Below are 18,969 nucleotides of genomic sequence, written 5' to 3'. Positions count from 1 at the left end.
TTCCATGAACCGACCTCCCGTTTCTCGCGGCTTCAAATCCAAGCGACAGGCAGCCGAAGCCGCCCGGTTGCCGCCCGGTCAGTATCTAACGACGGACTTTCCGGTGCTGTCCGCCGGCCCCACGCCGGAAATCCGTGTCGCCGACTGGAAGATTGCCCTTCAACTCGGCGGGTCGTTGCTGGGGAAATGGACGTGGGACGAATTCGAGGCACTGCCCCAGACCACGGTCACGGTCGACATTCACTGCGTCACCAAATGGACCAAGCTCAGCACGGTCTGGCAGGGCGTTAGCTTCGACGATCTTCTCAAGGTGGTCGGGCTGAGCGAGCCGCCGGACGCCTATGTCATGGCGCATTGCGAGGGCGGATACACGACGAACCTTCCGGTAACCGATCTGGTCGCGGGAAAGGCGATGATTGCGACCCGCTATGGGGGTCTGCCGCTCGCCCCCGCACACGGCGGCCCCGCGCGACTTCTGGTGCCGCATCTTTATTTCTGGAAGAGCGCAAAGTGGCTGCGAAGGCTCCGTTTCATGCCCAAGGACGAGCCTGGGTTCTGGGAATCGCGTGGTTATCACAACTATGGCGATCCCTGGCGGGAGCAACGTTATGACGGCGACTGATGCGCCACTGCAGCAGCCCAGGATCGAGTGGCAGACCGGTCGCGTGCAGGCCATCGTGGCCGAAACAAGCCGGGTGAAGAGCATCATCCTGCAACCGGCCAACTGGTCCGGGCACTGGCCCGGCCAGCACGTCGACATCCGTCTCACCGCCGATGACGGCTATCAAGCCGAACGAAGTTACTCGATCGCATCGCCTCCGGAAGAAAAACTGCTCACTCTCACCGTGGAACGGGTCGAGGACGGTGAGGTGTCCTCCTATCTCCTCGACGAATTGCGGGTTGGTGACGCTCTCGAATTTCGTGGACCCATTGGGCGGCATTTCATCTGGAGCCAAACGCGCGGTGGACCGATTTGCCTGGTCGCCGGCGGCACCGGGATTACGCCGCTGATGGCAATGCTACGCCACCGCTGGAGGTCGCTCGCGCATATACCGGCATCATTGATCTATTCGGCACGCAGCCTTGCCGAAATCGTGTACCGGGATGAACTCGATACGATGGCTCGCTCCGACCGCGACCTGCGTCTGGCCTATGCGCTCACCCGCGAGCATCCGAGCGACTGGAACGGACATCGGGGGCGGATCAACGAGGCTCTGCTCTCAGAGAACAGCTTTACGCGCGAGCAAAATCCCACGTTCTTCATTTGCGGTCCCACCGGCTTTGTCGAAGGCATATCGAGCATGCTCGTGAAGCTCGGCTTCGACCCTCTCGCCGTAAGGACCGAGCGTTTCGGGCCAACAGGAGCATGATTGCCATGGCAGACAACATCGCCGACCTCATTCTTGGTGGTGATCCCGGCACGCATTTGCTTCAAGAAGCCTTTGCCTTTGACATCACCCTGACGAAGATCCGGTGCGCGGCATGCAACACCGTGTCCTGCCTTGGCGCTTTGGCCGTCGACGGCGGGCACCTGGAGGCGCTCGTCAAGTGCGCCGATTGCGGATGCGATCTGATGAGGGCAACGCGAACTCAGAAGGGATGTGTCCTTGAAATGCACGGTGCCCGGCATCCGTACTTCTGAAGGCCGAGCCCGACCGCCCGCCAAACTCCGATCAAAAACCGGCATGCACGGTGAAGACGTCCACCTCGTTGAAATCGAGCGCCAGATTGCCGCCACGGCGGCGAAGCTTCGCGAGCTGATTGAACAGTCTGCCGCACATGTCGCCCCGATGAACGAAGAGCTCGTCGGCCAGCGCATTGACGATCAGGCCGCCCGGCTTGAGATTCTGATCAGGCGCCGCGAAGAGCTCCTCAGAGCCAGATCTGGCAAAGACTGAAAAGAACGGCGAGCGCGTGCGCACCGAACGGGCCTGGAAGCGTCAGCTGTGAAATTTCAATCCCTCGACGATCTTCGATTTGCGTTCGGCGCCAAATCAAATCGATTTCACCTCGCCGCCGTCCATCCGCAACGCCGAGCCGGTCATCCAGCGCGCGGCGGGCGATACGAGGAATGCCATCAACTCGGCAATCTCTTCCGGCTCGCCGTAACGCGCGATCCCGGCCTCCTTGGGAAACTTTGCCGTAGCTTCCTCGACGGTCATGTCGTGCAGGGGGCGCCCAGTGCTCGAGGTAGGAGCGGCGGCGGCCCGTCATCACCGGCCCCGGCAGGACGCTGTTGACCTGGACGCCGTCGCTGATTCCCTTGTCGGAGAATGCCTTTGCCAAAGCGACGATTGCAGCGTTGATGGTGCCGACCGCGGCATAGGGCGCCTTGGGGAAAGAGGCCGAGTTTCCCGACATCAACACCACCGCCCCCTTCGCGGCCATGAGCGACGGCCAGGCTGCGATCGTGAGCCGCCGGGCGCCGTGCAGCTTCAACGCCAGCCCGGCTTCCCATTGTGCTTCCGTTGTCTCGAACGGATCGACCTGAGGTACCGCGCCTGCGATATTGAGCAGGGCATCGATCCGGTTGAACGCCGCCAAAGTCTGGTCGACGACAGATTGAGCAATACGAGGTTCGGCCAGATCGGCATCGATCACCAGCACCTCGGCGCCGGCGCCCCTGACCGCCTTTGCGGTGTCCTCGAGGTTGGCCCGGTTTCGCGCGACAAGGGCAAGAGCCGAGAAATCGCGCGCCAGGCGCACCGCGGTCGCCCGGCCGATTCCCTGGCTCGCACCTGTGACGATGGCGACTGATTTCGACATATGAACCCTCCCGAACACCGTGGCGAGGGAGGCGGCGCTCACCCGTTTGAAATCGGCTGTGCAAGAAAATCGCCGATCGCCACTGCGATCTCCCGAGCATCAGTTTCGAGCGCAAAGTGCCCCGTATCGAAGAAGCGCACTTCGGCGCCTGGCAAGTCGCGCTGAAACGCCATCGCGCCCGCCGGCAGGAAGAAGGGATCGTTCTTGCCCCAGACCGCCAGCAAGGGCGGCTTGTACTTGCGGAAATAGGCCTGGAATTCTGGATACATGGCGACGTTGGTCCTGTAATCGCCGAACAGATCGAGCTGGACCTCGTCCGCGCCCGGGCGCTCGAGATAATGGTTGTCCAGCGTGAAGCCATCAGGGGAGATCAGGGAGGCGTCAGGCACCCCGTGGGTGTATTGCCAGGCCGTCGTTTCCGGCGAAAGGAATGATCGGAGCACCTCTCGATTCGCTTGCGATGCATGTTGCCAGTAAGCACGGATCGGGCTCCAGCCTTCGCTCAATCCCTCCTCATAGGCATTGCCATTCTGCGAGATGATGGAAGCGATGCGCTCGGGATGTCGAAGGGCCATCCGAAAGCCCGTCGGCGCGCCATAGTCGAAGACGTACAGCGAGAAACGAGCAAGTCCGATGATTTCCGTGAACCGTTCGATCACCTGCGCCAACGCGGCGAACGTATAGGCAAAGCTTTCGCGAGCCGGCATGTCGGACTGGCCAAACCCGGGCAAATCCGGCGCCACCAATCGGAAGCGATCCGACAGCGCCGGGATCAACCCGCGGAACATGTGGCCAGCCGTCGGAAATCCGTGAAGCAGCAGCAAGGCGGGCGCGTCAGCCCGGCCGGCCTCCCGATAAAATACGTTCAGTCCGTCCACGTCCACCTTGCGGTATCGAATGTTCGTCATCTGCGGTCCCTCGCGGTCCCCTCGACGCCCGTTGCGCCTTGTGAAAATGATGATCCGAGGCGCTCACCTGGATACTTCGTGGCTCGGGACCATCCGGTTACAGACTCACCGGGATTCTTCCGCCCGTACGAAACTACCTGTCACCTCCTCTGCCCGATCTACCGTCCTCCGGACCGACTCACTCGAACTCCCTGCGATAGTCCGTAGGAGTCCAACCCGTCGCTTTGCGAAAGGCGGAGCTGAAGGAGCTCGTTTGCGCATAGCCCAGGCTGAGTGCGATATCCGTAATCGATACCGCGCGATCCGCCAGTCGTAGCTTGGCGCACTCCATGCGTCGCTGCACCTGATACTGGTAGGCCGGAATTCCGAACGACTTCTTGAAAGCACGGCAGAAGTGATGAACGCTGAGCCTGGCAAGCTCGGCAAGCGTCAGGAGGCAGACTTGTTCTCCCAGATGCCCCTCGACGTACTCGACCACGACGCGCTTCTGCCAACCTGCGAGGCCTCCACGACTGACCGGTGCCGGCTCGCGAACGAGATCGTGATCAGACCTGGAAAGCTCGTGGGCGAGCACGCCGCAGAGCGCCTCGAGGTAGGGCGCACAGTTCGACGCTGCGCTCTCGATCGCCTTCTTCAGTTTGGAGGCGGTCTCCCAGACCAGCGGATCCTCGAAATATATTCTTGGCGCGAGCCCGGCCGCGCCGTCGTCGGACTTATGAAGCGCGGCGGGATCGAAGTAGAGGAAGGTCACCTGCGCAGACGAGGCGGCCTCATGCCATTCCTGATAAGCGCGTCCCGCCGGGACAAAGGTCAGCCTGTGCTCAGAATCTCGCAGCTTCGACGGGCAGAGGCCATCGATGGAGGTCTCACCGCTTTTCCGTGCTCCCTTGTTGTACAACACCAGGAGATGTCTCGATCCCTGAAAGCGAAATTCAATCCTGTTGCCGATGGGGAGGTGGACGCTCTCCGAAAACCACCAACGCCAGCCTATCCCAAGGCGCTTCACCGGTTCGGGAGGCGTTATGCTGACCGTCGGATGAAGCGCCGCGTCGGACGGCCTGAAAGAATGCGTCTCGTCCACCGGACGGATTGGCGAAGCGGCAACCGCCATCCTTGGCGTGGTCTCACTCGAGTTTGATACGTGCATGCCCATCGTCGTCGCCCTGTTCTGTGCTCCGGATGGCCGCGTCCAATCGTCAACGAACTTCTGCACGGAGGAGATGCCATGATCGCCTGGATACGGGCGTTGAAGCCGCAAGCTGCAAGTGGCGTTACCTCTCCGGTCAAAGCGCGCTGCCAACGCCGGCTGGCAGCACCGCACAGGAACAACATGCTTTTCATCGCCCTCGCGGGCAATCTCACGCTTGTGCTGTTCCAGCCCATACTTAGGTATGGGTCGCGCGCAGGGACGCCGCTGCGATGAGTGAGAAGGGGATGCCGGTCCCGAAGGCAACGCTTCAGCCCTGGAGTTGGAGTGCTTCAGCCATTCGAACGAGCATCGCCGCGGTTCTTGCCCCCAGCTTCCGCATGACGCTGCCACGATGCATCTTGACCGTCGCTTCGCTGATCGAGAGCTCGCTGGCGACCTGCTTGTTCATCAGACCGGATGCCACCAGCGTCATCACTTGCCGCTCGCGCGTGGTCAGGAGTGCAAACTTCTCCTGCAACTGCGCAAGGTGCGCGTTGTCGTCGCGCCGCTCGATGTCCTTTCGGATCGCAGCAGTGACCGCGTCGAGGAGATCCTGATCCCGTATCGGCTTGGTGAGAAAATCGACCGCCCCCAGCTTCATGCCTCTTACGGACATGGGAATGTCGCCAAAAGCGGTCATCAGGATCACCGGGATTCCGACATTGATTTTCGTCAGGTACTCCTGCAGCTCCAGTCCACTCGTGCCAGGCAATCTGACATCGAGCACCAGACACGCAGGGCCATCCGACAGTTCAACCTTCAAGAAATCCGAAGCAGATCCGTACAAGGCGACCTTATAGTGCAGGGACTCAAGCAGGTCGCCAAGGGACTCGCGAACCGCGCGGTCATCGTCGACAATATGCACAACGCCGGACGGAGGCATGTCTACCGTCTTTCCGGAATCCGAACCGTCTGGCGAAGCGGGAGAGCGAAGGTGAACTTCGCTCCGCACCTCCCATTTTCTTCCACCCATAGCCGTCCTCCGTGGAGTTTCACTATCTTGCGGCAGATCGACAATCCCAGACCGAGTCCAGCTCCCTTCGTCGTATAGAGCGTCTCGAAGACCCGCTCTCTATCAGCCGGGCTGATGCCACCCCCCGTATCCGCGATTGCCACGGAAATCATACCATCGGCGACCCCCGAGGAGAGGGCCAAAATGCGGTTCCCGTGCTCAACCTCGGCCATCGCCTCGATCGCGTTGCGCACGAGGTTGAGGGCGACCTGCTGGACCTGAACACGGTCTGCTTCCACACGGGGCAATGATCGATCGAAGTCGGTACGGACGATGACCCCGGCTCGCTCGATTTCCCTTTTCGACAGAAGCAGAACCTCCGCGACCGCATCGTTGATATCGAACTGGGCAAAATGGACCTGCGTGCCCCTCACCAGAGAGCGGACTCCGGTCACGACCTCCGCAGCTCGACGTGCCTGCCTGATGATGCGCGCGACCGATTTCCGGGCCTCCGCGGCTTGAACGGGATCCCTGGCGAGCCACCGGAGGCAAGCTTCCGCGCTCATGATCATGCCCGTCAGCGGTTGATCGATCTCGTGAATGATCGAGCCGGCGAGCTCGCCAAGGGACGTCAGCCCCGTCGCCCGTGCAAGCTCGTTTCGTGCGTCGGCGAGAGCCTGCTCCGCCGCCTTCCGTTGCGAGACGTCCGTGATGATGCCTTCCAGCTCGAGGTCTCCCGTGGGCCCCTCATCGAATTGACCAACGGCCACGACGTGCAACGTCTTGCCGTCCCGGTGGACCACTCGGTACTCGTGGGTGAATGGCGACTTGGTGCTGATTGCCTCGGTGAGGTCTTGCTCCAGCGCGGGATAATCCTCGGGGTGAACCCGGCTCCTGAACACCTCGAATGGCACGGGGTTTACATCCAGGTCGATATCCAGAATGCGGTAACATTCCCGCGATCCACGCGAGAGCAGGGTCCGCGTGTTCCAGCGATAGCTGCCCATCCCGCCGATCTGCTGACCTCTGACCATCCACATGTTGGTCTCGCGCAGCGCTTCAAACAGGCGTACCGATTCGAATGAGACGGCAGCCTGATTGGCCAGCATGGATGTCCCCCAGACGCACCGCGGCGTGAAGATATCCGCATCTCCATCCGCTTCGAGGTAGAGAACGCCAATCGCCCAGTGCTGGTGAATCAACGGCAGGCACAGCTGAGCTATCTTGCCAGACGGCGGGTTCGCGGGGTCGATCAGTGCCGAGTTCTCAGCTGCAGCTTGCCTCACGACCGTTTGTTTCCGATCCAGCACCTCTTCGGCAAGGTTGCTCGGCAAGCGGAATTCGGCGTTCGGCGGGAAGGAGGCAAGGAAGTTCGCCCTCTCGCGCGGGAAGCTCGCATCGGCCTTGGCAAGCAATTCTCTTTGCCCGCTGAGCAGGATCGCCCCTCGACTGGCCCCGGAATAACTCAGCGCCTCCATGAGGAGAGCCTTGGCCAATCCCTGATAGCTGATTTCTCGCGAGATGATCTGAATCGCCTTTGCGACCAGATCCAATTCGTGCGTCTCGTTATCAAGCCTCATACCGAGATGTCTCGTCGTGACAATCATATCCAGACGTCTCGACGCATCACCCGACCGCTTGCGGATCGAAGGATGGGACGAGAGCGCGTCAGTACGTCGCAACATGTAACGGGACTTGAGGACGTTGCCAAGTTTGGCCGCGGAGAGCCACGGTTTAGGCGCCCGCGCCTTGCAGGTCGCTGCGCATCGCACGGATTTTTTTCGAAGCAGGTGTAACCGATGCGACGTTTGCTCCGAATACCTACGAAAGTGTGGAGCGGCGGCATTGCGCCCCGCTGGTCGTTGGCATGGCTCGCTTTCTGTTCAGGCCCGATCGGGGCGTCGAGACACTGCGCAGTCCTGCATCGGCAAGGAAACAGGAATGATGACCGCGGACTCCCCGAAGACAGAACGCCTGAATGCATTCTCGGATGGTGTTTTTGCAGTCGTCATTACAATTCTCGCCCTAGACCTCCGCCCGCCACACGCGCCGAGCCTCGATGCTCTGTTTGAAATCTGGCCGACCGTCATCAGCTACGCAGTCAGCTATCTCTTCATTGCCATCGTCTGGGTGAACCATCACCATCTTCTACGCTACGCAGGTGCGGCGACGCCCCGATTGATCTGGGGAAACTTCGCTCATCTGTTTTCCGTATCGCTGCTGCCATTCTCGACAGCCTGGATCGCGAGCTCAAGGCTGTCGCCGCTGCCCGTCGCCGTCTACGCCGGCATATTCGCCCTGGTGAACGCGACTTATCTATTGCTGTGCTGGGAATCCGTCGACCGGCCAGCGATCGAGGCGATCCCAGGCCAGGCGCGTATGATGATGCGGATGCGATCCTTGACCACCCTGCTCGGATTCCTCGCCGCGGTGGGCGTCTCCCTGCACTATCCCATGCTCGCGCTGGCCATGATCTGCATCTGCCTTGCCCCATATCTCAAGCCTCAGGTAGCAGGACACGCGCCGCGTCTTGCTTCAGAAGATACAACGACACCGCAAGCAGCACGACATCCTTCATCAGGAACGGAACGTTGCCTGTCATCGCCGGAAAGCCGCCCGCAGCAGCGTCCCAACCGTCCGGCATAAATGGAATGATTGTGACTGTTGCGATGAAGGTACCGGTAGATCCGAGGGCGCCCAGCATGCCGAGGCGTTTGCTCCAGAAGCCCGCGAATATCAAGGCGCCAAAGGTCCATTCGGCGACGCCGAGGAACCAACTGGCCCCCTGATAGCCGAAAGCGGGGTAGAGCCACCAGATCAGGGGACCGTTGCTGATGAAGGGCTCCAGGCGATCCGCCTCGTACGCCCACCATTTCTGGTAGCCGAAGAAGAAGAACAGGATCACCATCGAGGCCCGGACGATATGGTAATCCAAGTCTCCCGCAAGCAGCCCCGATATCGGCAGCCTGCCTGCGAACGATTTGCGCGGGGCTCTCGCCAATGTACTCATGGTGTCGATCCTCCTTGATCCTAACTGACAGCCCCTTGCGTGGTCACCGTTTGCCCGAGATCGATCAGAAGCCGGCAGACAAGACCGTCGGGTGCGAAGTCGAGATCGACCTGCGCGCCCGGTAGGGCCCTTGCGATCAGTTGGGTGCCGAACCCTCTGCGTTCTGGCTTGGTCACTATCGGTCCGCCGCGTTCGCGCCACTGGATCGCAAGACCTTGTCCGCCGAGATAGGGCGGACTCTCCCAGATCACCTCGACGGCTCCCGCCGTCGAGGTCAGCGCGCCGTACTTGCTCGCGTTCGTAGCCAGCTCGTGAATGATGACGTGGAGCGCTAAGGCGATGTGCGGCTCCAGCGTGAGGTCCGGCCCCGCGAGCAGAATGCGGCCCCTGTGAAACATCGCGTGCGGCTTGAGCGTTCGCTCCAGCACCCCCGCAAGAGACACTCGCTGATCTCCCGCCGATTCGATCATCCTGTAAGCGTCGGACAGGGTTGCGATCCGCGCCGAGAGCGCCTCGCGAAAATCGGCGGTCGTATTTGCGTCGGTGTTGTTCACGAAGCACAGAACGATGCTGAGAATATTGCGCATGCGATGCTGCAATTCCCTGACGACAAGCTCGAGCGCGTCATCCCGGATCGGGGCGATCGGCTCGTATTGCGCGCACCCGCTTCCGTCGCGGACCGAACCGGTGACAGTGTGCCTCATTTGCCGACCTATCGCTGTTTGCTGAACCGGATCTCGATCAACACCCGCGGCAGATTTTCAGCTTCTTGTCGAGATCTGCGTCCAGGCCTTCCTGTTTCCGGTTGAAGTCGGTAATGCGCCTCTGCACCGCATCCTCGGCAGTTGAATTCGGCATGAATTCACCGCCGCGCGGCTGCACCTGGACGCTCTCAGCCGGGCTCGGCGCTTTCGGCGATGGCGCCGGGAGTGGATCTGCCAGGGCGGTTAGAGGAATGGCGGCGAAGCTCAGGATGAGGGATGAACGGAATTGCATGGTCGCGCCTCGACGTTGATTGCCATGATGACGCGCCCATTATGATGCATATGCACGGGCCTCGCTGTTCGTGGATTGCGCCGATTGAGGCGATATTGTTGGAATGATTCCGTTTGCGCCGCCGATGCAGCCTAGGGTGCCGCCGGCTCGGGCCTTTGCTCCGCGAGAATGACCGAGAAGAGCCCTCTGTCGTCAGTCCAATCGGCGACGGGATTCCATCCGCCGGCCTGCAGCAGGACGAAGGCATCCCTTCGACCGTATTTGAGGCTGTTCTCCGTGTGGATGGTCTCGCCCTTCGACAATGAAAAGGGCCGACCGTCGACCTCGAAGCAGACGGCGCGCGTGGCTTCCAAATGCATCTCGATGCGCGCCTCCACGTCATTCCAGAGCGCCAGGTGGCGAAACGCCCCCAAGGGAATCGAGCCGCCGAGTTCGCGGTTGATCCGATGCAAAAGGTTGAGATTGAATGCGGCCGTCAGCCCTTGCGTGTCGTCATATGCCGGCAGGAGAACATCCTGTTCCTTGATGCGGTCGATGCCAATCAGCAGCATCGATCCGACACCCAGGGTCGCCGCCATGGCCCGCAGCAGATCGACCGCCGCAGGCACGGTCAGGTTTCCGATCGTCGACCCCAGAAAGAAGCCGAGGCGCGCAGTCGACGCAATCTCTTCCGGCAGCGCAAAGGGATGAGTAAAGTCGACCTCGGTCGGATAGATCGGCAGCCCCGGGAACGCATGCGACAAGCCTGCCGCGACCTGCCGGAGGAACTCGCCCGAGATGTCGATCGGCACATAGGCCGAGGGCTTCGTCTCCGCCAGCAACAGTCGCGTCTTTGCCGATGAGCCTGAGCCGAATTCTACGACTGCGCGGCCCGGCCCTGCGAGCGCGGCGATTTCCGATACTGCGGACGCAATGATCGATCGCTCGGTTCGTGTCGGGTAGTATTCGGGCAGCAACGTGATGGCTTCAAACAGAGCCGATCCACGACGGTCATAAAGCCATCGCGCCGGAATGGCCTTTGGCGCGAGGCTCAGCCCCTCCATGATGTCATAGCGGAACGCCGCCGTCAGGTCGGCCACCGCGGATCGCATTTCGTTCTGGAGTTGGAGCAATTTCGATTTTCCTTCGCACGACGTCCCGGCCGGCCCGGGCGGTCGGCCCCAATAACATCAGGAGACTAATGTCGCCAATTTCTTCAGGCCGCGGTGGATATTGATCTTAACCAGGGCCGCCGACTGGCCGGTCGCACCGGCCGCTCGCTCGATGCTCAGACCATTGAGCTTCACGAGGCGGATCGCGCTCGCTTGTGCAGGCTTCAGCCGGCCAAGTAGCTGGTCCAGCGCAGCAGCGCTGATCGCGGCACCTTCGTGATCCTCGATCGCGATGTCCTTGTCGAGCGCGAGCGCGCTGTAGCGCGAAGCATCGCGAATGCGATCGACCCATTTGTAGTGGGCAATCGCCGTGACCCAGGCCCCGAAGGGCTTCGAGGGCGCAAACGTGTGGCGTTTGGCGTGAATGGCCAGCAGCACCTCTTGCCTCGCGTCGTCGGCAGCGGGATAGGCAAGCCGGCGCGCGTAGTAGGCCCGCAGCCACAGATCCAGCTCCCGCAGCAATCGCTCATATGCGGCCCCATCGCCTGCTCGCGCCGCAAGCATGAGCCGGCCCCATCGCTCCGAACATTCGTTCCATCTCTCCCAACCGACGGTCCTCTGGCGATTATATCGCGGCCGATCCGTATCTTCCCGGGGTCGTGGACGCCCGGGCTCGTCGCCACCTGACAATGGCGTCGCCATGGAGGACGTGATGTCGTCACCCGAGAGCGCTTTCATCTTCGAAGGCTCCTGTCGAGACACTCAAGCAGCGCGCTCGTTTCGAACGGCTTTCTGAGAAGGCAGAATGCGCCCATTGAAGCCGCTTCGGCGTCCAGCTGCCGGTGAGGAAGCGCGGTAATGAGAATCACCGGCGCTCCGACCCTCTGCTGCCGGAGCTCGCGAACGAGGTTCAGCCCGCCCATTCCGGGCATGTGAACGTCGGCAATGATGCAGTCGAAGCTGAACCGGTCGGCGTAGCTCAGCAGCGCTTCGGCCCTGTCGAACGGCTCGGAGCGGTATCCGATCGATCGCATCAGATCCACCAAAGACAGGCACAGGGCCTCGTCGTCATCGACGACTCCTACGAAAGGGACCTTCACCTGACTTACCCTCGCAAGATGCGATCATCATCGAAGCGCGATCGCAACGGGGTCGATCGGCGCGCAAGCCGCTCCCCAGTTGACCAGGCTGCGACTGCCGTGACGTTCGATGCTTGTTCGCGACAGGCACATGTTCGGTCTCCCCAACTGAGGAAAATCCAGTAGCTGCGCCATGATCGGTTGCGCGTGTCGGCCTCGAGCATGCGTTCGGCGGGTGCCCCCTACAACCTCCCGGTTGTGATGCATGGACCCATACTTTGGTATGGGTTTGCGGCGCCGAGGCGAGCCACCCCACGGTGGCGCGGACGCGTGGAGAGACCGCGCCGCCGTCTCATCACGTCATTTGCATGTGCCAGAACGCGAGCGAAGTCTGCCCACGCCGATCCCGGTTGCCTGCGGCCGAACAGCGCAAGTTTGAGAAAGGCACGATAACCTGCGCACAGCGCGTCCTTCGAAGCTTGGCTACTCTTCAGATAATGACGGACGTCGACGCGGCCATTCGCCAATCCGACCTCGAGGATGAGACCACATCAGATGGACCAGCTCATAAAGAAACTGTCCGAGCTCGATCTAGTCAGAGGCGATTTTGACTACCATGCCACGCGTGTGGCGATGATCGTCGTCTTCTTCGTCTTCAGCTGCCAGAAATGGTTCGACTACGAAGCGCACGCGTTGATTCCGTTCATCAGCAATGGTCCGCTGATCTTCTGGCTGTATCCGGTGTTTGGCGTGCGCGGTGCGGCCTACTTCCTGGGTTCGGCGGAATTGTTGTTTGGGCTGCTTCTTCTGCTCGGCTTCTGGAGCAGAAAATTGGCAGTCCTGGGGTCGCTGGGTTCATGCGCGACCTATGTGGCCACCGTGACAATCATTCCGTTTTTCCCCGATGCCTGGGCCGCGCCAGCCGGCGGCTTTCCTGCGGCCACGCTGCCGTTCCTCTTCCTCATGAAGGATGTCGTACTGCTTGCGGCTTCGGTCTATCTGCTCAAGCGGGACCTCCTCCGGGCAGCAGCCGATGTGTCGCCTGCTCAGAACGGGATTGTTCGACAGGAAGCGATGCAATAGCACCGGTTGGCACTGGAGGAGCAGGATCAACATCGCCCCCGTGACGGGCGATGAGCCGCTCGGCGGCATCGGCGAGGTCGCGGCCGATGATCTGCGGCTGAGGACCAATTCCGAGGATATTATTGCGAGAATATTATTGCTGGGCTGCCTCATGAACGCCGCTTCCGAGCCGACCGCGACGGCGCCGAGCGTATCCCAGGCATGGCAGGCGATCATGCAGAGCTGCGAAGGACGGACGCCAAGTTCATTCTCCACGCCAGCGTGAGTTTGCGGCGACGGCTTATAGACGTTGACGCTGTCCACGCTGAAGATCTCTCGAAGAATTCCGCAATTCCCCCGCGCTTAAGCCAAGGAATCTGCAGCTCACGGGCGAGTTCCCGACACCCAGAGTTCCCGATCAAAATCAAATCTGCCTGTAACCTATATGGCAGCATGTTCGAATATTGGAGGCCAGCGGAGTGAGCAGCGTGAAGCCAGCGGGGTTCGTTCTGATGAGTGCCGTTGTGAGGGACCTTTTCGGAGATTAGGGTGATGAGGGGGCGATTGGACGGTTGGCGCGCTTTCTCGACGGGGCGGCCGGTCAGTTCCGGAGTCCGGCAGATGAATGTGTCCTCGCCGATCCCCCCGCATGGAGATGCCGGTCTCGAACTCCTATGGGACGACGGCGAGCGCGTCTTTTGCCGTGAATGGCGCCGGAGCGCCGATGGCAACCTCAACTGTGTCTTGACCGTAAGAGCCGCGGCGGAACATCCGCCCGCGGTCCGCGACCGGTTCGCGCACGAATACGCCTTGCGCGACCAGCTCGATCGAGCCTGGGCTGTACGGCCGCTGGAACTGATCCGCGATGGCGATCGTGCCTTGCTGATATTGGAAGATCCCGGAAGCGAGCCGCTCGAGCGGCTGCTCGGCTCGCCGATGAAGCTGGACCATTTCTTGCGATTGGCTCTTCGTATTGCCGGGGCGGTCGCCCAGCTCCACCATCGTGGCCTGATCCACAAGGATCTGAAACCGGCGAATATTCTGGTCGACGCAGCGGGCGCGATCAGGATCACCGGATTCGGCCTCGCATCTCGTCTGCCACGCGAGCGACAGCAGCTCGGACCACCGGAGACCATCGCGGGCACGCTGGCCTACATGGCGCCCGAGCAGACCGGCCGCATGAACCGGTCCGTCGATTCCCGCAGCGATCTGTACGCACTCGGGGTGACGTTCTACCGGATGCTGACGGGGGCACTGCCGTTCACCGCGGCCGATCCGATGGAATGGGTGCACAGCCACATCGCGAGACGAGCCGCTCCGCCTGCCGAAAGGGTCGATGGCGTCCCTCGCGCCGTGTCGGCGATCATCATGAAGCTTCTCGCCAAGACAGCCGAAGACCGCTACCAGACCGCCGCCGGCCTCAAGAACGACCTCGAGCACTGCCTCGCCGAATGGCTGGCGCGAGGCCGGATTGACGGCTTTACACCCGGCGAGGCGGACCAACCGGACCGCCTGCTCATTCCCGAGCGGCTCTACGGCAGGGAACCTGAGCTCGAGGCCTTGCTCGACGCGTTCGACCGCGTCGCCCGGAGCGGAAAGCCCGAGCTTGTCTTGATCTCGGGCTATGCCGGTATCGGCAAGTCGGCCGTAGTCCACGAATTGCACAGAGCCCTGGTCCCGCTGGGTGGCCTTTTCGCCTCGGGCAAGTTCGATCAGTACAAGCGCGACATCCCTTATGCGACGCTCGCACAGGCCTTTCAAAGCATCGTCCGTCGCCTCCTCGCCAAGAATGACGCCGAACTCGCATCGTGGCGCAACGCCATCTGCGAAGCATTGATGTCCAACGGCCAGCTCATGGTCGATCTGGTTCCCGAATTGAAACTGGTCATCGGCGATCAACCGCCGGTCCCGGATGCTTCACCGCAAGACGCTCTGCGACGATTTCAACTCGTCCTGCAGCGCTTCATCGGCGTCTTCGCGCAACCGGACCGGCCGCTTGTGCTCTTCCTCGACGACCTGCAGTGGCTGGATGCTGCGACGCTCGACCTGCTCGAGGAGCTGCTGACGCGATCGGACCTGCAACATCTCTTGCTGATCGGCGCTTTTCGCAGCAACGAGATCGATGCCAACCATCCGCTGAGGCGCAAGCTCGCCGCAATTCACGATTCGGGCGCGCCTGTCCAGACGCTCAGCCTGGCAGCCCTCATTCACGCCGACGTCGAGCATTTCATCGTGGATGCGCTTCGCTCCGAGCCGGCCCGCGCTGCGCCATTGGCGCAACTGATACATGAGAAGACCGGCGGCAATCCGTTCTTCCTGATCCAGTTCCTGCACGCACTCTCGGAAGAACGCTTGCTGGCCTTCGATCATGAGACAGGCCAATGGCAGTGGGACCTCGAGCGCATCCATGCCAAAGGCTATACCGAAAACGTCGTTGACTTGATGGTCCGCAAGCTGAGCCGTCTGCCAGAGGAAACGCGGACGGCTTTGCAGACGCTTGCATGCCTCGGCACCAGCGCCGACGTCCCAACTCTGTCATTGATGCTCGGCATATCGGAACAGCAGGTCCATCTCGACCTCGTCGACGCGGTGCGTCTCGAGCTGGTCGAGCGTCAGGACCGGCACTGCAGGTTCGTGCACGACCGGGTCCAGGAAGCCGCCTACGCACTTATTCCCGAATCCGAGAGGCCTGCGTCGCACTTGCGAATCGGGCGGCTCCTGGTGGCACGCACTCCGCCGGAGCAGCGCGAGTTGGCGATCTTCGATATCGTCAATCAACTCAACCGCGGCCTACCCCTCGTCGGCTCGCCGGGCGAGCGCGAGCAAGTCGCCGAGCTCAACTTGATTGCCGGCCAGCGCGCCAAGGCATCCTCAGCCTATAGCTCGGCACTTGCCTATCTCTCCACCGGAAGCGAGCTCTTGACCGCCGATTGCTGGGCGCGGCGGCACGAGCTTGCCTTCACACTGGAAATGAATCGGGCCGCATGCGAGTTCCTGACCGGCGAACCAGCTGTCGCGGACGATCGTCTGGCTGCACTGGCGACGCGCGCGACCAATCCGCTCGAACAGGCCGCCGTCGCATGCCTACGTATGGATGTCTATACAACGCTCGGTCAATCCGGCCGCGCCGTCGACGTCGGCCTGGGGTACCTGCGGCAGCTCGGCGTGCACTGGTCTCCCAACCCGACTGAAGCGGAGGCGCGCCGCGAGTACGATCTTGTCTGGACGGGCATTGGGGAACGCAGCATCGAAGACCTCGTCAAGCTGCCCTTGATGAGCGACCCAGCCTCCCTTGCGACGATGGATGTTCTGACAAAGCTACTGCCGCCCGCCCTCTTCACGGATATGAACCTGCTTTCCCTCACGATCTGCAGGGCCGTCAATCTTGGGCTCGAGTGGGGCCACAGCGACGGATCGTGCGTTGCTTATGTACAGCTCGGAATGGTGGCCGGCCTGCAATTCGGCGACTACAAATCCGGATTTCGCTTCGGAGAGCTCGGTTATGAATTGGTCGAGCAGCGCGGAATAAACCGCTTCCAGGCTGCGACCTATCTGATATTTGGCGCACACGTCGTGCCGTGGACCAGACACTTCAGGGTCGCCCGCGATCTCCTTCGCCGCGCTTTCGAAAGCGCGCACAGAAGCGGCGATCTCACCTATGCGGCATATAGTTGCAGCAATCTGAACGGCAATCTATTCCAGGCAGGCGATCCACTCGTCGAGATTCTGAGCGAGGCCGAGGCTGGCCTCGCCTTCGTCCGGAAGATGGGGTTCGGGTTCATCGAGGACATCATCTCCGCGCAACGCGGGTTGTTCCGGACGCTCCGCGGGTTGACCCCAACATTCGGTTCCTTCGACGACGAGCAGTTCGACGAACTTCGGATCGAAGAGCACTTCGCCGTCAATCCGAATTTGTGGCGCGCAGAATGCATTTACTGGATCCTCAAACTCCGGGCGCGTTTTCTTGCCTGCGACTACTCAACGGCGGTCGGTATCCTGTCGAAGCTGCAGCGGCGGCGATGGACGCCGCTCACTCCGGCCGAGGCAGCTTCGTATCACTACTATAGTGCGCTTTCTCTGGCTGCACTGCCGGAAGCAATCACCGCCGAGCACCGGCACATCGACACGATTGTCGCGCATCATCGGCAACTCCAAGCCTGGGCTGAGAATTGCCCGGACAATTTCGCGCACTGCGCAGCGCTGGTCGATGCGGAAATCGCCCGCCTGGAGGGCCGCGACTCCGATGCAATGCGCCTTTACGAACACGCAGTTCGCTCGGCCCGCGCAAACGGACTCATTGCCGATGAGGGTCTCGCCTACGAACTGGCTGCGAATTTTTATGCGGCTCGCGAATATAACGCGTTCGCCGATATATACCGTCGGAACGCGCGCGACGCCTATTCCCAGTGGGGAGCCGAGGGCAAGATACGCCAGATCGATGAGATGTATCCGCATCTTGCGGAGAACGCACCCCTGGGCACTGCAACTGACACGATCGGTGCACCGATCGAACATCTGGACCTCGTAGCAGCCCTGAAAGTCTCGGAGGCCGTGTCCGGAGAGATCGTCCTCGAGAAACTGATCGACATTCTGATGCGTACGACCATCGAGCACGCCGGTGCGGAACGAGGACTGTTGATTTTGCAGCGGGACGCGAAGCTGCGGATTCGGGCGGAGGCGACGACGCAGGGAGCTTCGATCAATGTCGATCTGTGCGATCGCCCGATCTCCCAGATGGAAATCCCGGAGTCGCTCGTCCTGTACGCGGCTCGCACGCAAGGAAGCGTCATTCTCGACGATGCTGCGGAAAGCGGAACCTTCAGAGGAGACCCGTACATTCAGCTCAAGAGCGCCCGGTCGGTTCTGATCATTCCGCTCACGAAGCAAGGCGGCCTGGTCGCTCTGCTGTATCTCGAGAACAATCTTGCAAAGGGTGTGTTTACGCCCGCAAAGGTCGCCCTCCTCAAATTTATCGCGTCCGAGGCCGCGACGTCGCTCGACAACGCTCGTCTGTACCGGGAGCTTCAGGAACGCGAGCAGCGTTACCGCGAGGCTCAGACGGAGCTGGCCCACGCCAACCGCGTGGCGGTGATGGGACAACTGACGGCGTCGATCGCCCACGAGGTCAATCAGCCGAACACCGCCGTTATCGCCAGCGCGCAAGCGGCCTTGAGCTGGCTCGATCACCAGCCGCCGGCGCTGGCGCAGACGCGCAGGGCGCTGACACGCGCCATCGAGAACGGCATCCGCTCCAGCGAGGTCATTGGGCGAATCCGGGATCTCGTAAAAAAGTCACCGCCCAAACGGGATTCCCTGGCGATCAACAACGTCGTCGGCCAAGTCATCGAACTCACGGAAGCTGAAGCGGCGCGGAACGATGTCTCGATCCAGACGATATTCGCCGATCGTCTGCCCAAGGTCATCGGCGATCGCGTCGAGCTGCAGCAAGTCGCGCTCAACCTGATCCTGAACGCCATCGAGGCCATGAGCGAGACAACGGAGGGCAAGCGCGAGCTATTGATCCAAACCGCGAGAGCAGATGCCGAGAGCATACTCGTATCGATCACGGATTCGGGACCGGGCTTGTCTGCGGAGAGCCAAGCGCGGCTGTTCGAACCCTTCTACACGACCAAGTCGGGCGGCCTCGGTGTCGGACTGTCGATATGCCGTTCGATCATCGTTGCGCATGGCGGCAGGCTATGGGCGGCTGCAAACGAACCGCGCGGAGCCGTCTTCCAGTTCACCGTGCCAATCGATGAAGGCTTTGCAGTTGGTTGAGCCACGCCCCGAAATCCGAATGTGGCTCATACCACGGCTCCGATCCCCGCTATTGTTGAGGATTGGTGTTGGGAGTACGTTCCCGAACGGGACTGGTGAACACCTTTCCCTCCTCTTCAACCGACTAGCCGGCTAGTT

The 18,969-nt window shown here is 61.4% G+C and carries 17 protein-coding genes and 2 pseudogenes; 8 read left to right on the top strand and 11 right to left on the bottom strand.

The features are described from left to right. The first annotated feature begins 4 nt into the window (after positions 1 to 4). The 4 genes from ABIB90_RS12705 to ABIB90_RS12690 are packed head-to-tail and all read left to right on the top strand — an operon-like array spanning position 5 to position 1,898. Positions 5 to 622: a sulfite oxidase-like oxidoreductase gene (locus ABIB90_RS12705; RefSeq protein WP_354200769.1), complete on the top strand. Its 618-nt coding sequence runs from the start codon at positions 5 to 7 to the stop codon at positions 620 to 622. Beyond that, positions 609 to 1,370 carry a ferredoxin reductase gene (locus tag ABIB90_RS12700; RefSeq protein WP_354200768.1) on the top strand — a complete coding sequence of 254 codons (762 nt, stop codon included), beginning with the start codon at positions 609 to 611 and terminating at the stop codon, positions 1,368 to 1,370. The genes ABIB90_RS12705 and ABIB90_RS12700 overlap by 14 nt, the downstream gene beginning before the upstream one ends. A gap of 5 nt (positions 1,371 to 1,375) precedes the next feature. After that, positions 1,376 to 1,642, top strand: coding sequence for a DUF6510 family protein (locus tag ABIB90_RS12695; protein WP_354200767.1), 267 nt, complete (start codon positions 1,376 to 1,378; stop codon positions 1,640 to 1,642). 43 nt (positions 1,643 to 1,685) lie between these two features. Further along, positions 1,686 to 1,898 carry a hypothetical protein gene (locus tag ABIB90_RS12690; RefSeq protein ID WP_354200766.1) on the top strand — a complete coding sequence of 71 codons (213 nt, stop codon included), beginning with the start codon at positions 1,686 to 1,688 and terminating at the stop codon, positions 1,896 to 1,898. Positions 1,899 to 1,994: 96 nt separating this feature from the next. Here ABIB90_RS12690 and ABIB90_RS12685 read toward each other — a convergent pair. From ABIB90_RS12685 to ABIB90_RS12665, 5 genes and pseudogenes are all read right to left on the bottom strand, one after another. After that, a pseudogene (locus tag ABIB90_RS12685) lies at positions 1,995 to 2,766 on the bottom strand (SDR family oxidoreductase). Between the two features lie 38 nt (positions 2,767 to 2,804). Next, on the bottom strand, positions 2,805 to 3,674 hold the full coding sequence (locus ABIB90_RS12680) for an alpha/beta fold hydrolase (protein WP_354200765.1): 870 nt from the start codon (positions 3,672 to 3,674) through the stop codon (positions 2,805 to 2,807). A 178-nt stretch (positions 3,675 to 3,852) separates the two neighbouring features. Further along, positions 3,853 to 4,785, bottom strand: a complete 933-nt coding sequence (locus tag ABIB90_RS12675) for a helix-turn-helix transcriptional regulator (RefSeq protein WP_354160216.1) — start codon at positions 4,783 to 4,785, stop codon at positions 3,853 to 3,855. Positions 4,786 to 5,131: 346 nt separating this feature from the next. Continuing rightward, a complete protein-coding gene (locus ABIB90_RS12670) occupies positions 5,132 to 5,746 on the bottom strand; it encodes a response regulator transcription factor (protein WP_354160215.1) in 615 nt (204 codons plus the stop codon). Between the two features lie 2 nt (positions 5,747 to 5,748). Then, positions 5,749 to 7,422 (bottom strand): GAF domain-containing sensor histidine kinase, encoded by a 1,674-nt coding sequence (locus ABIB90_RS12665; protein WP_354200764.1) that lies wholly within the window; start codon positions 7,420 to 7,422, stop codon positions 5,749 to 5,751. Between the two features lie 334 nt (positions 7,423 to 7,756). Between ABIB90_RS12665 and ABIB90_RS12660 the strand changes: the two are divergent. Further along, a pseudogene (locus tag ABIB90_RS12660) lies at positions 7,757 to 8,029 on the top strand (TMEM175 family protein); the annotation flags it as partial. Between the two features lie 283 nt (positions 8,030 to 8,312). Here the strand turns inward: ABIB90_RS12660 and ABIB90_RS12655 are convergent. The 6 genes from ABIB90_RS12655 to ABIB90_RS12630 all read right to left on the bottom strand — a co-directional run bounded on the left by ABIB90_RS12655 (position 8,313) and on the right by ABIB90_RS12630 (position 12,012). Continuing rightward, positions 8,313 to 8,825: a YkgB family protein gene (locus ABIB90_RS12655; RefSeq protein WP_354160211.1), complete on the bottom strand. Its 513-nt coding sequence runs from the start codon at positions 8,823 to 8,825 to the stop codon at positions 8,313 to 8,315. 20 nt (positions 8,826 to 8,845) lie between these two features. After that, positions 8,846 to 9,529, bottom strand: coding sequence for an HWE histidine kinase domain-containing protein (locus ABIB90_RS12650; protein WP_354160209.1), 684 nt, complete (start codon positions 9,527 to 9,529; stop codon positions 8,846 to 8,848). Between the two features lie 37 nt (positions 9,530 to 9,566). Further along, entirely contained in the window at positions 9,567 to 9,707 is a 141-nt protein-coding gene (locus ABIB90_RS12645) for a hypothetical protein (protein ID WP_354200763.1), read from the bottom strand. Between the two features lie 245 nt (positions 9,708 to 9,952). Further along, the gene (gene egtD, locus ABIB90_RS12640; protein ID WP_354200844.1) at positions 9,953 to 10,912 is read right to left on the bottom strand and encodes an L-histidine N(alpha)-methyltransferase; all 960 of its coding nucleotides are present in this window, start codon (positions 10,910 to 10,912) and stop codon (positions 9,953 to 9,955) included. 78 nt (positions 10,913 to 10,990) lie between these two features. Next, positions 10,991 to 11,434 carry a sigma-70 family RNA polymerase sigma factor gene (locus ABIB90_RS12635; RefSeq protein ID WP_354200762.1) on the bottom strand — a complete coding sequence of 148 codons (444 nt, stop codon included), beginning with the start codon at positions 11,432 to 11,434 and terminating at the stop codon, positions 10,991 to 10,993. Positions 11,435 to 11,646: 212 nt separating this feature from the next. Next, complete coding sequence (locus ABIB90_RS12630; protein ID WP_354160203.1) at positions 11,647 to 12,012, bottom strand: response regulator transcription factor; 366 nt, start codon at positions 12,010 to 12,012, stop codon at positions 11,647 to 11,649. A gap of 534 nt (positions 12,013 to 12,546) precedes the next feature. On the opposite strand from ABIB90_RS12630, the gene ABIB90_RS12625 reads away from it, so the two are divergent. The 3 genes from ABIB90_RS12625 (at position 12,547) to ABIB90_RS12615 (ending at position 18,831) form a co-directional block, all read left to right on the top strand. Beyond that, positions 12,547 to 13,074, top strand: a complete 528-nt coding sequence (locus ABIB90_RS12625) for a YkgB family protein (protein ID WP_354160201.1) — start codon at positions 12,547 to 12,549, stop codon at positions 13,072 to 13,074. A gap of 40 nt (positions 13,075 to 13,114) precedes the next feature. Then, the gene (locus ABIB90_RS12620; protein WP_354160199.1) at positions 13,115 to 13,339 is read left to right on the top strand and encodes a hypothetical protein; all 225 of its coding nucleotides are present in this window, start codon (positions 13,115 to 13,117) and stop codon (positions 13,337 to 13,339) included. Positions 13,340 to 13,674: 335 nt separating this feature from the next. Next, positions 13,675 to 18,831 (top strand): trifunctional serine/threonine-protein kinase/ATP-binding protein/sensor histidine kinase, encoded by a 5,157-nt coding sequence (locus ABIB90_RS12615; protein WP_354200843.1) that lies wholly within the window; start codon positions 13,675 to 13,677, stop codon positions 18,829 to 18,831. The last annotated feature ends 138 nt before the right edge of the window (positions 18,832 to 18,969 follow it).

The organism is Bradyrhizobium sp. JR4.1 (assembly GCF_040548605.1).
Taxonomy (GTDB): domain Bacteria; phylum Pseudomonadota; class Alphaproteobacteria; order Rhizobiales; family Xanthobacteraceae; genus Bradyrhizobium; species Bradyrhizobium canariense.
The sequence above is the reverse complement of the archived record's forward strand: the minus strand, read 5'-3'. Positions and strand labels throughout refer to the sequence as shown.

Excerpts from the sequence above, each read along its gene's own strand:
- ABIB90_RS12650 (WP_354160209.1), bottom strand. The coding sequence starts at position 9,529 with ATGAGGCACACTGTCACCGGTTCGGTCCGCGACGGAAGCGGGTGCGCG.
- ABIB90_RS12655 (WP_354160211.1), bottom strand. The coding sequence starts at position 8,825 with ATGAGTACATTGGCGAGAGCCCCGCGCAAATCGTTCGCAGGCAGGCTG.
- ABIB90_RS12680 (WP_354200765.1), bottom strand. The coding sequence starts at position 3,674 with ATGACGAACATTCGATACCGCAAGGTGGACGTGGACGGACTGAACGTA.
- ABIB90_RS12625 (WP_354160201.1), top strand. The coding sequence starts at position 12,547 with ATGGACCAGCTCATAAAGAAACTGTCCGAGCTCGATCTAGTCAGAGGC.
- ABIB90_RS12700 (WP_354200768.1), top strand. The coding sequence starts at position 609 with ATGACGGCGACTGATGCGCCACTGCAGCAGCCCAGGATCGAGTGGCAG.
- ABIB90_RS12615 (WP_354200843.1), top strand. The coding sequence starts at position 13,675 with ATGAATGTGTCCTCGCCGATCCCCCCGCATGGAGATGCCGGTCTCGAA.
- egtD (WP_354200844.1), bottom strand. The coding sequence starts at position 10,912 with ATGCGATCCGCGGTGGCCGACCTGACGGCGGCGTTCCGCTATGACATC.
- ABIB90_RS12670 (WP_354160215.1), bottom strand. The coding sequence starts at position 5,746 with ATGCCTCCGTCCGGCGTTGTGCATATTGTCGACGATGACCGCGCGGTT.
- ABIB90_RS12695 (WP_354200767.1), top strand. The coding sequence starts at position 1,376 with ATGGCAGACAACATCGCCGACCTCATTCTTGGTGGTGATCCCGGCACG.
- ABIB90_RS12690 (WP_354200766.1), top strand. The coding sequence starts at position 1,686 with ATGCACGGTGAAGACGTCCACCTCGTTGAAATCGAGCGCCAGATTGCC.
- ABIB90_RS12705 (WP_354200769.1), top strand. The coding sequence starts at position 5 with ATGAACCGACCTCCCGTTTCTCGCGGCTTCAAATCCAAGCGACAGGCA.
- ABIB90_RS12665 (WP_354200764.1), bottom strand. The coding sequence starts at position 7,422 with ATGATTGTCACGACGAGACATCTCGGTATGAGGCTTGATAACGAGACG.
- ABIB90_RS12675 (WP_354160216.1), bottom strand. The coding sequence starts at position 4,785 with ATGGCGGTTGCCGCTTCGCCAATCCGTCCGGTGGACGAGACGCATTCT.